The 15,334-nt window shown below is 52.9% G+C and carries 11 protein-coding genes; 3 read left to right on the top strand and 8 right to left on the bottom strand.

The window, feature by feature from the left end; translation table 11 throughout:
- Positions 1-8 precede the first annotated feature (8 nt).
- Positions 9-1,007: an efflux RND transporter periplasmic adaptor subunit gene (locus AC4IE8_RS18960; protein ID WP_068987913.1), complete on the bottom strand. Its 999-nt coding sequence runs from the start codon at positions 1,005-1,007 to the stop codon at positions 9-11.
- Positions 1,008-1,593: 586 nt separating this feature from the next.
- On the opposite strand from AC4IE8_RS18960, the gene AC4IE8_RS18965 reads away from it, so the two are divergent.
- Entirely contained in the window at positions 1,594-1,992 is a 399-nt protein-coding gene (locus AC4IE8_RS18965; protein ID WP_068987912.1) for a hypothetical protein, read from the top strand.
- Between the two features lie 208 nt (positions 1,993-2,200).
- Here the strand turns inward: AC4IE8_RS18965 and AC4IE8_RS18970 are convergent, their stop codons facing one another.
- From AC4IE8_RS18970 to uup, 6 genes are all read right to left on the bottom strand, one after another.
- Positions 2,201-2,992: an esterase/lipase family protein gene (locus AC4IE8_RS18970; RefSeq protein ID WP_068987911.1), complete on the bottom strand. Its 792-nt coding sequence runs from the start codon at positions 2,990-2,992 to the stop codon at positions 2,201-2,203.
- Positions 2,993-3,061: 69 nt separating this feature from the next.
- Positions 3,062-4,039: a sulfite dehydrogenase subunit SoeC gene (gene soeC / locus AC4IE8_RS18975; RefSeq protein ID WP_068987910.1), complete on the bottom strand. Its 978-nt coding sequence runs from the start codon at positions 4,037-4,039 to the stop codon at positions 3,062-3,064.
- 126 nt (positions 4,040-4,165) lie between these two features.
- A complete protein-coding gene (gene soeB / locus AC4IE8_RS18980) occupies positions 4,166-4,891 on the bottom strand; it encodes a sulfite dehydrogenase subunit SoeB (protein ID WP_068987909.1) in 726 nt (241 codons plus the stop codon).
- Between the two features lie 23 nt (positions 4,892-4,914).
- Entirely contained in the window at positions 4,915-7,824 is a 2,910-nt protein-coding gene (gene soeA, locus AC4IE8_RS18985; RefSeq protein WP_068987908.1) for a sulfite dehydrogenase subunit SoeA, read from the bottom strand.
- Positions 7,825-8,568: 744 nt separating this feature from the next.
- Positions 8,569-9,063, bottom strand: coding sequence for a hypothetical protein (locus tag AC4IE8_RS18990; protein WP_490791741.1), 495 nt, complete (start codon positions 9,061-9,063; stop codon positions 8,569-8,571).
- On the bottom strand, positions 9,020-10,918 hold the full coding sequence (uup, locus tag AC4IE8_RS18995; protein WP_068987906.1) for an ATP-binding cassette ATPase Uup: 1,899 nt from the start codon (positions 10,916-10,918) through the stop codon (positions 9,020-9,022). The genes AC4IE8_RS18990 and uup overlap by 44 nt, the downstream gene beginning before the upstream one ends.
- A gap of 549 nt (positions 10,919-11,467) precedes the next feature.
- Here uup and AC4IE8_RS19000 point away from each other — a divergent pair.
- Entirely contained in the window at positions 11,468-12,817 is a 1,350-nt protein-coding gene (locus AC4IE8_RS19000; RefSeq protein ID WP_068987905.1) for a TrpB-like pyridoxal phosphate-dependent enzyme, read from the top strand.
- A gap of 233 nt (positions 12,818-13,050) precedes the next feature.
- Here the strand turns inward: AC4IE8_RS19000 and AC4IE8_RS19005 are convergent, their stop codons facing one another.
- Positions 13,051-14,046 (bottom strand): response regulator, encoded by a 996-nt coding sequence (locus AC4IE8_RS19005; RefSeq protein WP_490791742.1) that lies wholly within the window; start codon positions 14,044-14,046, stop codon positions 13,051-13,053.
- 560 nt (positions 14,047-14,606) lie between these two features.
- Between AC4IE8_RS19005 and AC4IE8_RS19010 the strand changes: the two genes are divergently transcribed.
- Positions 14,607-15,314 (top strand): Crp/Fnr family transcriptional regulator, encoded by a 708-nt coding sequence (locus tag AC4IE8_RS19010; protein WP_068987902.1) that lies wholly within the window; start codon positions 14,607-14,609, stop codon positions 15,312-15,314.
- Positions 15,315-15,334: the final 20 nt, after the last annotated feature.

Genomic DNA, 15,334 nt, shown 5'->3' on the forward strand with positions numbered 1-15,334 from the left:
GGTTTGGTTTACTCACCAATCATTTGGAACCGATCCCCCGGCTTGATCTGCGGTGAAGTCACCCTCACCCAATCTCCATCGGTGCCATTCGCCCGCCCGAGATAGACCACAGAAATTTCACTGCCGTCGGGACGCCGCATCCAATACTGTTCATAGCGCTGTTGCAGCGCCTGTTTTGGCACCAGCACAGCACCGGAGCGGGTAGGAATATTCAAACTCAACTCAACTCTCATACCTCCCCGATGAACCGGCAGACCCTCATTCAATTGCAGCTCAAAATAGATTTTGCGTGAACGTTCATCAAAGGCGGGAGAGAGGCGTATCAACTGAGCGGGGAGAACCAGCTGATGATCCGGCAAACTCACCGACAGACCTTGCTGCTGCTGTTTCAGCAGTGCACGGAACTCTGCGACACTGAGCGCGAATGGCACAACCAAGCGGCTGTAGTCTCCGACCTCAACCAGCGGCTCTCCCCCATTCACCCATTGACCAGGTTCAACATATCGTTTGATTATCCGCCATCCCTGGGGTGCAGTAACACAGAGCCTATCTTCTCTTTCCTGTAGAATCTTCTCGGCAATCGATAAGGTTTTGAGTTGATTTCGGGTCTTGTCCAGGTTTCGCTGTGCGCTATCGAGCTGGCTTTCGGAAGAGCTGTTCTTTTTCACCAGTTTGCTGTATCTCACCACCTCCTTGCGGTAGTAGGCCATATCCACCTGCAGCGCCTGCTGCTCGGCCTGATTGGTTCTCAGCTCAAGCTTCAGATAGGTATCATCAAGACAGGCAAATGGGCTATCTGCATCCACCCTGTCCCCCACATCGCCATTGACGCTCTCCACCCGACCGGACTCTTCCGCGGAAAGTGTCACTCTTGAATGAGCACGGGTAAAACCGGATTGGATTTCGTTTTGTACGGCAACCCGGGCTACGACCAGTGCATTCGCCACTACCGGGCTGGAAACCGATAGCAGACCCAGAAGACATATAAGGATAGACAGCAATCTCATGACGACACGGTTCTCTTTAACCTTAAATGGTAGTCAACCCAACAAAAACATAAAGCTGCTGATGAATCCATTCTTATTCCTTAATGTTTCAGTGGTTTTAGCCGAGTACAAGCACCATCTGGCTGGTTACAATAGTTTACACATCCAGACCAGCTGTTTGCATAAACTGTGACTATTCAACTCAGTCAATTTACGCAACATCTGAGACATCCATGGGAAGACCGATTGGGAACATAGGGATGGATGTGCTGTGTAATGGTATACATTTAGGATCGATACAGAGTTCAAAGCCTCTTGACACTACATACAAACCTATCTTAGGTCGGTTTTCAGTCACCTGTGCATCGGTCGATGCCAGCGTTTATTCGACTCTATTCTGACCAGCTGTCTCTCTCTATAATTAAGGATAGATTGAGGAAAGATCGGCATAGGAGAGGCAAATCACATTCAGATCCATGATGACAAACCATAATACAGCGTTTGTTCATTGCACTGACACATTTTTGTGATACCACCCCTCCAAGGATTTTGGAACACTGTTCACCGGAAGAAACTTGTGGATCAGCGATAATTTTTGGAGGCAACCATGTGGATTTTTTATAAACATCTTCCTAAGAATGTAACCCTGAAAGAGATCCAGAACGTCACCCTGAAGGGCGCCCGCAGCAATTGGTCACCCCTATCCGTATTCAAAAAACCACGAATCAAACGTACAAAAATCATCCGTATCCGGGATCTGCAGAAGGACAGTATTGAATATCATGCCATCGTCCAGGTTAATCCAACGTCGGTAACCGATACCATTATTGATAACCTGGATGGCCGTACCGTCAACGGCCTCTATCTGAGACCTCACCGCTATCAAAGAAGATTTGCCAATCGCGACAGACGAAACATGCAAAACTACGATCATCAGTCTGGCGAGCGGCGAAAATCGGACAGGCGTCGCGATAATCTGATCACCAGAGTCATGGCGATCGACTGAAAACGGAATGGATACGATCAGGCTAAGCTCAATGTGACGCCGAGGTACGCAGAACAACGCAAACGGACGCAAAATATTACCGTCACCTGAGATCAGGCAAGTCACTCCTTAACCGCATTATGGTCACGTCCGATGATTTGTGACCAAGCCACGACATATCCACCCGGCGACCAAGCAGTTCAGCTTCTGCCGCCAGGCAGATCGCCACTCAAAGTGATGACAAAATATCGGCCAGCACTTCACCATCAACCGGATGGAGTGAGTGACTGAGCGTCGTGTGCCGACTCTTCACCCGCCCTTTCAGCACCGGGATATTGTTCATATCCTGGCTATAGGCTGGAACGACCTCATCCCCCAGACCCACGGGTCCAGGCCGGATCACTGACACATATTCGATCTCCGGATGTGGTTGACGGTTAAGCCAAAACAGCAGAGTGCCGGGATGCTCAGGGGTCAGGTCGAGCAGTACCCCCCAGGAGTCTCTCACCACATCGTAGATGTCTCCGACAAAGAATGATTTCACCATACTGATCGGAAAAACATCATCCGTCTCATCCAACGCCTGCACGGCACGTCCAGTACCCAAATGGGGTGAGGCGATGGTGACCAGCGCCTTGGCCGGAATCTCGCCCATCACCAGGGTCATGCGCGCAACCACGCCACCGGCCGAGTGACCGACCAAAACCAGCGACTCATCGGGGTGCTTTTGGGCAACCGCATTCAGCATGCCGTTGAGGATCCTTGATTGGCTTGCAATGGGCGCAATCGAAGGCAGTTCCACGGTATAGAACTTATTCTCCGCCTCGGCACCCGGCAGAGGCAGCAAACCTCGAGGCGTTAGGACACCGGCCGCCTGCCAGCCACCCTGGTGCAGCAGATTGGTGACGCCACTGCGCTCCCAGGAAGCGGCACTGCCAAGATAACCATGCACCAGCACCGCCACATCGGCCTTTGCCGACAACGCCGTCAGACTCAACAGTAAAATAGTAAACCATTTCATGATCTAACCCTCCGATTTATTTACCCGGAACCTTAAAAACAGGGCTCTGCATTCAGGCCCTGGAATGCGCTACGCCATACTCTGGTAATAGAGGTTTTGCGGATGTTTGGCCTCAGTAAAAAAGTAGTAGCGCTCGATCACCAAACCGGCATATTGAATCAGAAATGCTGCGATCGGCAATCGTGAGGACTCAAGCAGATAGGCAAGCAATATCAGCAGTACCGGCAAGATGAAAACCATCAGCAGAAAACCGTAGCGCAGCATCTGCAGCAGAGCATCGCTCTTGCCGTGAAAGAACTCCCTGGTGTTGAATGCCCCACCCATAAACCCCTGGGCTTTTTGATGCAGCTTGGCATGGTGCACGCCGATTGCTGACTGCATACTGATCTTGCAACGAAAATCGTTGTTGCGATAGAGAGCTGCACCACGACTGATGGCACCCAGGAGGGTCGCCACAACCGCCCAGGTACCATAGAAAACCACCAGACTGGATGAGAGATAGGCCGACAGGGCAGCCGCCAGCATGAACCCGGAAGCGATACCGAGAAACAGAAAATTGGCCACGGTCAATGGTGAGTGCCAGGCTTTGATGAAACGCAGGCTGGCATAGATCATCGCCGTACAGAGAAACAGCAGAAAGGTGGCCACGGTCCCCAATGCCCCAACGATCAATGTGGCATCCACCGGCAGAGTCTGGGAGATGACAAACAGGGGTTGGGTCCAACCTAAATAGTGGAACAGACCGTAAAGGGCGGTAAACATCATCGCCGCCGGCAAGACGATCACCTCTCGGGACAACCAGGAAGTACGCCACTGGGTGGCGGCACGCCAAGCCCGTTCAGGACGTCCTAGATGAAACACCGAAGCCACCAGCCCAGCGATCAGTAACAGCAACGCAATCAAACTGCCTTGGGCGTAAAACGCATCGGTCTGCGCCGGTAACAGATTGGCCAGCGCATAGAGCTGACCGGTAAACAGGGCCAGGAACAGCCCTTGTCCAACGCCGATCAGCGTAGTCAGAAATATGACTGAAAAGGCTGGATGCATGATAAATTCTCCAAAAACTCAAATAGCCTGAAGCCACTCAACACACGACGACATCACGGCGCTACGGTTGTCGACATTTGCCCTGGGTTGCTTCAGCAACATAATCTCTATGCCCACTGATACCGATCACCAGGCCACATCGTCCAGAGTCTCACCACCCTCAGGCAGCGTGGGCAACTGCTCTTTCTTCAATGGGTTGTCAGCCCGAACCAGTTCATCCTCATGAATCTGAATACGGGTCTTGCGACGTGGCAGATAGTGGTTGGCTGGCTTCGTCCCCCACTCAGGCTGCAGGGCATAGCCGCCCTCCTCACGGATCGCCACGGAGACTTCAGAATCCGAATCATGCACATCACCGAACAGCCGCGCACTTGTCGGACAGGCCAGTACACAGGCCGGTTTACGCTCTGACTCGGGCAGGCTCATATCGGTTATGCGATCGATACACAAAGTGCACTTCTTCATCACCCGTAGCTTTTCATCGATCTCCCGCGCACCGTAGGGGCAGGCCCAGGAACAGTATTTGCAACCGATACACTTGTCATAATCGACCAGTACCACGCCATTATCTTCACGTTTATAGGAAGCGCCGGTCGGACACACCGGTACGCAGGGTGGATCCTCACAATGCAGACAGGACTTGGGAAAGTGATAGGTCTCGGTATGCGGAAAGACACCCGCCTCATAGGTCTGCACCCGATTGAAGAAGGTGCCGGTAGGATCCTCCCCGTAGGGTCGCTGGTCGGTCATCGGACCGGCCCAACCGGAGGTGTTCCACTCTTTGCAACTGGTCACACAGGCGTGACAGCCGACACAGACGTTTAAATCGATGACAAGTGCAAGTTGTGTCATGTTAAAACCACTCGTTAAATCATTCAGTCAAGTTTGTGCTTGCGCCGAAACATTCCGGCGAAGTAGGCCTGCCAACGGCCCCGCTGAGGATCCTGGCCCGGCACTTTTTTCTGCACTTTGAATTGTGGTGATGTGACCTTCGGCTCATCCTCGCCGGCCGGGTAGATCTTTACCCGCACATCGAACCAGGCGGCCTGGCCGGTGACAGGGTCGGAGTTCGACATATGTTCCCCGGCGTCACAGGGTGGCAGCTCCTCGGAGATCAAATGGTTGAGCAGAAAACCCTTTTGCGACTCATTCGCTTTGGCGCTCAAGCCCCAGGCACCGGCCGCCTTGCCGATGGCATTCCAGGTCCACACCGTGGTGGGCTCCACCGCTTCCGAGAGACGCGCCATACAGCGAACTTTATTGGTGGGTGATTCAACCCAGATCCAATCTCCATCACCAAAGCCGTTGGCCTCCGCCAGCTTGGGATTGACGAACAGGTAGTTATGGGTGTGAATCTGGCGCAACCAGGCGTTTTGCGAATCCCAGGAGTGGTACATGGCCATTGGGCGCTGAGTTAACGCACTGATCTGATACTGTCTCGAGTCGATCAGTTTGTGTTCCAGTGGCGCGGTATAGAAAGGCAGAGGATCGAAATGGCTGATGATCCTTTTGCGCAACCGCTCCGGTGGTTGCTTACCTGACGACTTACCCTGCGCCGCAAGACGGAATCGCTGCAGCACTTCGGAATAGAGATGCAGGGTGATCGGCTCCACATAGCGGGTCATGCCATGTGCCCTGGCCCACTCCAGATAGCCCTGGTTCCAGTTGCGCATGTACTGGTAGGATTTCGGCAGTTCATGATGGTAGACGCAACCATTCTTCTGGTACATCTCCCACTGGCGGGGATTGGGCTCGCCTTTGAGAAACTTCTCACCACCCTTGCCCCGCCAGCCGGCGAGAAAACCGATCCCGGATCCGGGGGAACTCTCATAGTTGGTGATAAAGTCTGGGTAGTCCCGAAACTTGCGGCTGCCATCCTGTTTGACGAACGCCGGCAGACCGAGTCGGCTGCCCAGCTCGATCAGCACCTCCTGAAAAGGCTTACACTCCCCTTTTGGAAGCACCACCGGAATACGTACCGAGTCCACCGGCCCGTCAAATTCCGATATCGGCCGGTCGAGCATCGACATCGCATCATGACGCTCCAGATAGGTGGTATCGGGCAGTACCAGATCGGCAAAGGCCACGGTCTCCGACTGAAATGCGTCGGCGACGATGATGAACGGGATCTTATACTCTCCGTTTTCATCCTTATCCTTCAGCATATCCCTGACATTTTCCGTGTTCATGGAGGAGTTCCACGCCATATTCGCCATGAACAGCAGCAGAGTATCGATCGGATAGGGGTCACCCCGCCAGGCGTTGGTGATCACATTGTGCATCAGTCCATGCACCGACAGGGGGTACTCCCAGGAGAAAGCCTTGTCGATGCGTACCGCCTCACCCTGCTCATCGACGAACAAGTCGTCCGGTTTCGAGGGCCAGCCCAGGGGCATGCCGTCCAGCGGGGTATTGGGCTGTACTCCATCAGGAGAATTGGGTGGCTTGGGGCACGGGGGTATGGGTCTGGGAAAAGGCGCTTTATGGCGAAAACCACCCGGCCGATCGACGGTCCCGAGAATGGTCATCAGAATGCCCAAGGAGCGAATCGCCTGAAAACCGTTGGAGTGTGCCGCCAGTCCGCGCATGGCATGAAACGATACCGGGTTGCCGGTGACACTCTCGTGGTCATTGCCCCAGCTGTCGGTCCATTGGATCGGCAGCTCGATCTTCTGGTCCCTGGCAACCACACCCATTTCATGAGCCAGCCGCTTGATGGTCTCCGCCGGAATCCCGGTAATATCTTCCGCCCATTCGACGGTATACTCCTCGACACGCTCTTTCAGCAACTGAAAGGCCGGTTTTACCTTGGTGCCGTCCTCCAGTATGAAACTGCCGAGCAGTCGAGGGTCGGTGCCAGGCGTGTGGGTCGATATCTCCCGGTCCAGCTCCCGATCCCACCAGAGTTTGTTCTCCGGATCGAAACAGCCCTCTTCCACATGGGTTTCGAAACGACGAAACAGGCCGTGGTCGTCCAATTCAGGATCATCCACCACCAGTTCGGCGGAGTTGGTGTATTTGATCAGGAATTCACGATCGTAGAGCCCTTGCTGGATCAATTCACGAATGATGGCCAGCAACAAGGCACCATCGGTACCCGGTTTGATCGGTACCCACTCATCGGCGATTGCAGAATAACCGGTACGGATCGGATTGATGGAGATAAATCTGCCACCGCGTCGCTTGAAATCCGCCAGGGCGATCTTCATCGGATTGGAGTGGTGATCCTCCGCTGTCCCGATCATGATGAACAGTTTTGAGCGCTCCAGATCCGGTCCACCGAACTCCCAGAAGGAGCCGCCGATGGTATAGATCAGGCCGGCCGCCATGTTGACCGAGCAGAAGCCGCCATGGGCCGCATAGTTAGGGGTACCGAACTGTTTCGCAAACAGGCCGGTCAGGGCCTGCATCTGATCACGCCCGGTGAACAGGGCGAACCGCTTGGGATCATCAGCACGTATCTTTCCCAGCCGCTCTTCGACCAGATCGAAGGCCTTTTCCCAGGAGATCTCCTCAAACTCGGAATCGCCACGCTCGGAACCCGGTTTTCGCAGCAGCGGTTTGGTCAGTCTGGCCGGGGAGTACTGCTTCATGATGCCGGAGGAGCCCTTGGCGCAAATTGCCCCCTTATTCAAAGGGTGATTGGGATTCCCCTCGATATGCCGCACTTCTCCATCACGCAGGGTCACCCGGATGCCGCAACGGCAAGCGCACATGTAACAGGTCGTCTCTTTGGTTTCGACGCGGCCAAGTTCGCTGTCTGACTGTTTTGTAGGGTCCTGCATGGTGGAATGCCCTGGTCAAATTAGAATAAAGTAAGTATTTTCTTATATTAGCTTTTTATTATTTAGCATGCCAGACGATATCCATCACAATCCTTTGGGGAGGCCCTATTTCATTTAATGGGGAGTTTGGTGACAGAGCGTCAGTAGCGAATAGACACAGATCGACAATACAAATTTCCAAGCAACGACTTGAGGCAAAAAAGAGCCTATCCAGGCAGGTTTCTGAAGAAAAAACTGAATAAGTTCTCTGTTTTCAGGGTAACGGAGCTGGGTGAAAAAAAGCCTCAGTTCTCGTAATGTCATCTATAGGTGAGGTTGCGCCTGAAATAGTCTCACTACCCGTTACTCGTCGCTCACTTGGAACAACCAAATTGTGCTCCTCACGCCTTGATTGGCGCTTTTTCAGGCACAACAGGGTCTATTGGATTCGTATTAACAGGCCCTAGTCCCCCCGCACAGCTGGTGGTATTCCCATGGCAATTAATCAGGTAGAAATCCAATCGAGTAGGTGGGCAGCCAAACCCGGCAGCTTGATAGACTCCAGCTCCCGCTATAGCTTGATCAAAACCGAAAATCGAACAACAGGCTGATAGGGAATGACGACACAACCATTTTAGAAAACCGGCACAATACAGCGGCTACAAGCCAACAGTACATTGATCATACGTAAATTTTTTTAATCAGTCAGTTACAGCTAATGCAAATCCGTTCTATCTATACCATTCCAGAGACACTCGAAGCCGCTCAATAGCGGAAACGCTCCATCACTTCATAGCCAAACTCCGGCTTCCAGCCCCAGGAGTAGTTTCGCAGATCGTAGAGTGCCGCCCGTTCAGCTTCCCCTGCGGAGACAGGGCTGAAGCCACAACCGTAGCTGGTTCGTGGCTGGCCTCTCAGGGTGTTGTAGACGGTCTTGACGATCACCACATAGGCATGGGGCAGATCACTGCCGGCTTGAGCGTGTACATCCTGACCCTTTTTGCGATATCCCTGATCGAGCAGTCTTTTTTTCGCCTTCTCCATGGCCGACAACGCACTGTCGGAAAAGGAGGCCTGCCACTCAATCGCCAGGGAGTCCCCTTGGCGCTTGGCGACCACGCAGCTGCCACCTGCCGAAGCAGTCGTCAACAGCGACCACAGCAACAGCATCAGGATTGACCTGAACACCACACCGGACGAGAAAATTCGGCCATATTCAACCCCCTGCTTTGAATGTCTCGAGTTCTTCCCATCGCGCATAGGCCTGCTCCAGGTCATGTTCCACCTCTGTCATCTGCTGTTGCAGCTCAACGACCTGCTCTGCTTCGCCGGTCTGATAGAGATCCGGATCGCTGAGCTGCTCCTGCAAGCCGCTGAGGGATTGCTCCAGCTGCTCAATTTGTTGCGGTAATTGATCCAGTTCCCGCTGATCTTTATAACTCAACTTTGCTGTTCTGTTTTTCGGCTTCTGCCGTTGAGACTTGACCTTTTCCTGAGCGGCATTGTCTCTACTGATAGTTATCTGCTGCTGTTTTTGCTCCCAATCACTGTATCCACCAACAGATTCGATGACACGGCCTTCCCCTTCGAAAATCAGGCAGCTGGTCACAGAGTGGTCGAGAAACTCCCGGTCATGACTGACCAGCAACAGCGTACCCTGGTAACTCACCAACAACTCTTCAAGCAGTTCCAAGGTTTCAATATCCAGATCGTTGGTCGGTTCATCAAGCACCAGCACATTGGCCGGCTTGGTAAACAGTTTGGCCAACAGCAGACGATTTCGTTCTCCACCGGAGAGAGCGTTCACCGGTGCTCTGGCACGTTCAGGAGTGAACAGAAAATCTTGTAGATAGGAGATGATATGTTTACTTTTACCATCGATCTCCACTTTATCGCTGCCACCCCCCACATTTTCCTGAACTGACAGGGATTCGTTTAATTGACTGCGTAGCTGATCGAAATAGGCAACCTGAATCTGTGTACCGAGTTTCACCTGGCCCTGTTCCGGTTGCAGTTGGCCGAGCAACAGATTCAGCAAGGTTGTCTTACCCGAACCGTTGGGTCCGATAATGCCGACCCGGTCACCGCGCATGATGGTGGTTGAGAGTCCACGGATGATCGGTTTTTCTTCCCAGGCGTAGCTGACATCATCGACTTCAACCACCAGTTTCCCCGATCTCTCAGCGGTCTGCAGCTGCATCTTCACCTGCCCCATGCTGCTGCGACGTTTACTTCGCTCATCCCGCATCGATTTCAGCTGTCTGACTCGTCCCTCATTGCGGGTGCGTCTTGCTTTGATGCCCTGGCGTATCCAGATCTCCTCCTGTGCCAGCTTTTTATCGAAACGGGCATTGGCCTGCGCCTCGGCATTCAGCATCTCCTCCTTGCGGCGCAGGAAGTTGTCGTAGTTGCCGGGCCAATCCGTTAGCTCGCCCCGGTCGAGCTCCAGGATCCTGGTCGCCAGACGACGCAGAAAAGCCCGGTCATGGGTAACGAACAACACCGCACCGGAGAATCCCAACAGCAGGTTTTCCATCCAGTCGATGGCCTCGATGTCGAGATGGTTGGTCGGTTCGTCGAGTAACAACAGGTCGGGCTCGGCCACCAGCGCCTGGGCCAGCAGAACCCGTCGTTTCATACCGCCCGAGAGTTCACCGAACTTTGCATCCGCATCCAGGCCGGTTCGGGAGATCGTGGTTTCCACCCGCTGTTCAAGTTGCCAACCGCCAGCGGCTTCGAGATCGTGTTGGGCTTTTGCCAGGCTGTCGAGTAGCGACTGATCCCCCTCCCCCAGACGATGACTGATACGATGATAGGTCTTCAACTTTTCCGCCAGATCACCAATACCGTCCGCCACCAGATCATAGACCGTACCTTCGATATCCTGTGGCACTTCCTGAATCAGTCGTGCGACACTGACCCCATTACTGACTACCCGATCCCCATCATCAGCTTGCTGGGTTCCCATGATCACTTTCATCAGAGTCGATTTGCCCATACCGTTGCGACCCAGCAAGGCAATGCGCTCACCCTTCTCGATGCTCAGCTCGATACCATCCAGCAAAGGAGCGTCACCAAAGCTCAGATGGAGATTGCGCAGGGTAATTAAAGGCATCGATTTTCCTATTGTGAATGCTAGGGCCTGTTAACACGAATCCAATACGCCCTGTTGTGCCTGAAAAAGCGCCATTCAAGGCGCCAGGAGCTAAGTTTGGTTGTTCCAAATGAGCGACGAGCAACGCCGAGTGGCGCTTTTTCAGGCGCAACCCGAAGGGCTGGGACTGTTTTTGCACCCAGTGGCGTTATCATTCGCTCGTGTAGAATGACTACACTACGCTCATTCTGCCTTACTGGGCACAAAAACAGTCCCAACAGGGCGTATTGGATTCGTGTTAACAGGCCCGAATGATCTATATCAAGAAAAGTAATTGAGCCGAGTTTTGCTCTGCACCATAATAGGTCACGCTCTGTGCATCAAGCATGCTCAAAGGTGACAGAAAGCCTAAGTGAAAGCAGGTAAGTGCTTTAGCTTAGCGATTGATTGATGAATTGGCACGCCATTTATCTGCTGCAGCAATGCTGCTGAGACGCGGCCGACTCATCTGTCAGCATAGATTATCTAAGATGGCTACCCGGTTGGCCATTTATCTGGAGAGAGAACACCATGAAAACCAAGATTCTGCTTAAAGAAGCAGAAATGCCGACCCATTGGTATAACGTTGTGGCCGACATGCCTAATCCCCCGGCAGCAATCCTTGCTCCTGATGGAAATCCGGTGACGCCGGATGCACTGAGCGCAATATTTCCCGAGGCCATCATCGAACAGGAAGTCAGTGCACAGCGCTGGATACCAATACCGGAAGAGGTACGGGAAGTACTCACGCTTTGGCGGCCATCACCGCTCTATCGTGCCGAACGATTGGAACAGGCGCTGAACACTCCGGCGAAGATCTATTTCAAGAACGAAGCGGTCAGCCCGGCCGGCTCGCACAAACCGAACACTGCGGTCGCTCAAGCCTATTACAACAAACAACAGGGTATCAAACGCCTGACCACCGAAACCGGCGCCGGACAGTGGGGCTGTTCGATTGCTCTGGCGGGGCAGATGTTCGGCCTTGATGTCAGGGTCTATATGGTGAAGGTCAGCTACGGTCAAAAACCCTACCGTCGCTCCATGATGCAGACCTGGGGTGCCGAGGTCTTCGCCAGCCCGACCGATATGACCCAGTCGGGAAGGCATATTCTGGAAAAGCATCCGGACTCCGACGGCTCCCTGGGGATAGCCATCTCAGAAGCGGTGGAAGAGGCGGCAGGCCGTTCCGATACCAACTATGCACTGGGATCCGTACTCAATCATGTCATCCTGCATCAGACTATCATAGGTGAAGAGGCGAAAAAGCAGTTCGAAATGATCGGTGAATACCCTGACATGATCTTTGCCCCCTGTGGTGGTGGCTCCAATTTCGCCGGTGTGGCATTTCCGTTTTTTGCCGATAAGGCGAGCGGCAAAGAGGTGGAGCTGGTTGCGGTGGAACCAACCTCCTGCCCGACGCTGACAAAGGGTGTCTATGCCTATGATTTCGGGGATACCGAAGGCCTTACCCCGTTAACCAAAATGTATACCCTTGGTCACGACTTCATGCCACCGGGAATCCACGCCGGTGGCTTGCGTTACCATGGCGAATCGGCACTGGTCAGCCAACTCTACAATGAGGGGTTGTTGAGTGCGGTGGCGATTCCCCAGCTGGAGACTTTCGAAGCCGGTGTGCTGTTTGCCAAAACCCAGGGCATTATTCCGGCGCCCGAATCGTGCCACGGGGTGGCGGCGACCATTCGTGAAGCCAAACGCTGCGCAGAGACCGGTGAACCCAAAACCCTGCTGTTCAATCTCTCCGGTCATGGCCACTTCGACATGAGCTCATATGATCGTTATTTCAAGGGTGAGCTGGAGGATTATGACTATCCTGATGCGGCGATCCAGGAGTCCCTCGCCAATCTGCCGAAAGTCGGCTGAATGCATCAACGAAAAAAGATAGTTCTGACTTTAGTGTGATCAGACGGCCCTAAGAGAATGAAACCGCTAATGGGCGCCAATCAACACCAAAAGAAGCCGTATCGCAAAGGCGTTTTGTGGCATTTTACGGTGATTCGCGTTCATTGGCGGTTAATCTCAGAAATAATGGCCTGCCGCATAACAAATGATTTGCTGCAGGTGTACGTTATCAAGCAGCATTCCAGTCTGCCTCGTTAAATCGTCTGTTTCGATTCCCAGGCCATTAGCAGGCGACTAACCGTGTCAGCCGCCTCCTCCTTCACCACTTCATAGCCCCTCTCCTGGACAGTTTCAATCAGTTGATGAAGGCCATTGATCAAAGGCTGCAGGCGTTCTCGCTCACCCGATTTATCCAGTAATCTTTGGACATCGGAGATACGTTGGTTAACCACTTCAACCATCAGATTGATATTCTCTTTCCAGCGATGATAGCGGTCATCATCATGGATGGGCATATTTCGCACCAGCAGTGAGACAGATTCCGTATTGATCAGGGTACGATGACCGAAATCGATGATCCGCCCCTTTTCATACATACTCTCCATCATCTCCTGATCCAGCACACCAACCTCGCCTGCATGGGAAAAATAGTGGCCACTGGGAATCATCCGTACAATCACCCGCAAACCGAAACGCTCCAGAGTAACCAGCATCTGTTCGCCCAGGGAACGAATATCATCGCACTCCAGCGTGCGGCCGATAAACTTGGCTATCTCTGCCAATTCCGTGGATAGTGCCAGAGAATCCTCCATCTCTTCCCGGATCAAAACAGAACGTTGTTTCGCATTCTCCAGATCATGCCGATTGTTCAATGCGACTCTGATCTTGAGGAGTAACTCTTTGGCATCGTAGGGTTTGGCGACATAGTCATCGGCACCAGCCCGATAGCCGGCCAGTCGTTCACTCAATCTTGATAGGGCAGAGACGAAGATCACCGGAATGTCCGATGTGGCAGGATTGGCTTTGATGATACGACAGACAGTTAAGCCGTCCATCATCGGCATATCCACATCCAGCAGTATAAGATCCGGCGTTGCAACCGCCAGTTGATCCAGACAGGCCTGACCCGTGGAGGCCAGAGAGACCTGGTAATTGAACTTTAAGATCAGCTGCAGACTGTCCAGATTGGCCTGCTGATCATCCACGACCAGAATATGTTGCGTCGCAGTAATCTGCTCTTGACGACTCATGACCAGTGCCCCCATGGGTCATCGAAAACAACACAGGATTCTGCCGCAGACAGCACGGATGCCTGAACCACCCTATGGATGCAATGCTTCAACCCCACTTTCCCAGTTAAGCGCATGTTTTTTATCCCTGATTTCACTCCGGCTTTTGCTTTGGAAAATTGCTGTTACACAGGTTCAACCATACACCTCAGCCCAAACCGGTTCCACAGTCAGATAAAAATTCACTGCCTTTGAAAGCCGCTTCTGGTATGGTTGACTGTGTGGCTGTGTTTTATGTTGCTTTAAAGAATACAAGTTTACAGAGCTGGGAATATAATTCCCAACCCAAGGTTGCTCAACGCTGCCAAGCTTGACCAACCGGGGAACTAAAACCATATGTTTGAGGACTGTTCTAGTACCTGTTAACAAAGATGTTACTGCTACTAGGGCCTGTTAATACTAATGGTCGCATCTGGCAGATAATGGGTACCGAATGACTATCAACTACAGATTATCATAAGCTTGCAGTTGATCGTGTTTACAGTTGCCTGATGGCCGTTAATTTTATGTGGTAAAAAAATATGGTTAAGATCGTTTCCTTCAAGGAAGCCAGGGATGGGGTTGCGGACTGCCTGAAATGCTCTCTGCGTGAGTCGGTTCTGTTCGCCGACCTCAAAGAGGAGGATTTCGAAAAACTGCACGACCCGATTGATCAATACACCCTTCCGGTTGGATCCACTCTCTATCATTCCGGCGACAAAGGCGATCGCATGTATACCGTTCGCTCCGGCATACTCAAGCTTGTTCAGTACCTGCCGGACGGCAGTCAACGGATCGTACGCCTGATCCGCAGCACCGATATCACCGGCCTGGAGTGCATCCTGGGCGAAGCCTATCAACACGATGCGGTTGTACTGCAGGAGACTGAAGTCTGCGCCCTGCCGGTACGGGTGGTGGATAATCTCAGTAAAGAAAACCCGGCTCTCCACATGGAGCTGCTCAACCGTTGGCAACGGGCACTCAAGGAGGCGGATGCCTGGCTGACCGAGCTCTCCACCGGATCGGCGAAACAGCGGGTCGCACGGCTCCTGTTGAGGTTGGTGAAAGACACCCATGAGAGCCAGTGCAGTCTGTTCGCCAGAGAGGACATGGGAGCCATGTTGGGAATCACCACCGAGACGGCCAGTCGCACCATTGCGGAATTCAAACGACAGAGTCTGCTGATCGAGACAGCACCGAATCAATTCCTGCTGGATACCCCCAATCTCCATCGAATCGCTGAGGATTGATCATTTTCAATGCTTTAGAT

The organism is Candidatus Thiodiazotropha sp. AKAK2, assembly GCF_058244685.1.

What these genes read in the sequence shown, in the direction of transcription:
- uup (WP_068987906.1), bottom strand. Translation starts at nt 10,918, where the DNA reads ATGCCTTTAATTACCCTGCGCAATCTCCATCTGAGCTTTGGTGACGCT.
- AC4IE8_RS18960 (WP_068987913.1), bottom strand. Translation starts at nt 1,007, where the DNA reads ATGAGATTGCTGTCTATCCTTATATGTCTTCTGGGTCTGCTATCGGTT.
- AC4IE8_RS19005 (WP_490791742.1), bottom strand. Translation starts at nt 14,046, where the DNA reads ATGAGTCGTCAAGAGCAGATTACTGCGACGCAACATATTCTGGTCGTG.
- AC4IE8_RS18970 (WP_068987911.1), bottom strand. Translation starts at nt 2,992, where the DNA reads ATGAAATGGTTTACTATTTTACTGTTGAGTCTGACGGCGTTGTCGGCA.
- AC4IE8_RS19000 (WP_068987905.1), top strand. Translation starts at nt 11,468, where the DNA reads ATGAAAACCAAGATTCTGCTTAAAGAAGCAGAAATGCCGACCCATTGG.
- AC4IE8_RS19010 (WP_068987902.1), top strand. Translation starts at nt 14,607, where the DNA reads ATGGTTAAGATCGTTTCCTTCAAGGAAGCCAGGGATGGGGTTGCGGAC.
- soeA (WP_068987908.1), bottom strand. Translation starts at nt 7,824, where the DNA reads ATGCAGGACCCTACAAAACAGTCAGACAGCGAACTTGGCCGCGTCGAA.
- AC4IE8_RS18990 (WP_490791741.1), bottom strand. Translation starts at nt 9,063, where the DNA reads ATGCGCGATGGGAAGAACTCGAGACATTCAAAGCAGGGGGTTGAATAT.
- soeC (WP_068987910.1), bottom strand. Translation starts at nt 4,039, where the DNA reads ATGCATCCAGCCTTTTCAGTCATATTTCTGACTACGCTGATCGGCGTT.
- soeB (WP_068987909.1), bottom strand. Translation starts at nt 4,891, where the DNA reads ATGACACAACTTGCACTTGTCATCGATTTAAACGTCTGTGTCGGCTGT.
- AC4IE8_RS18965 (WP_068987912.1), top strand. Translation starts at nt 1,594, where the DNA reads ATGTGGATTTTTTATAAACATCTTCCTAAGAATGTAACCCTGAAAGAG.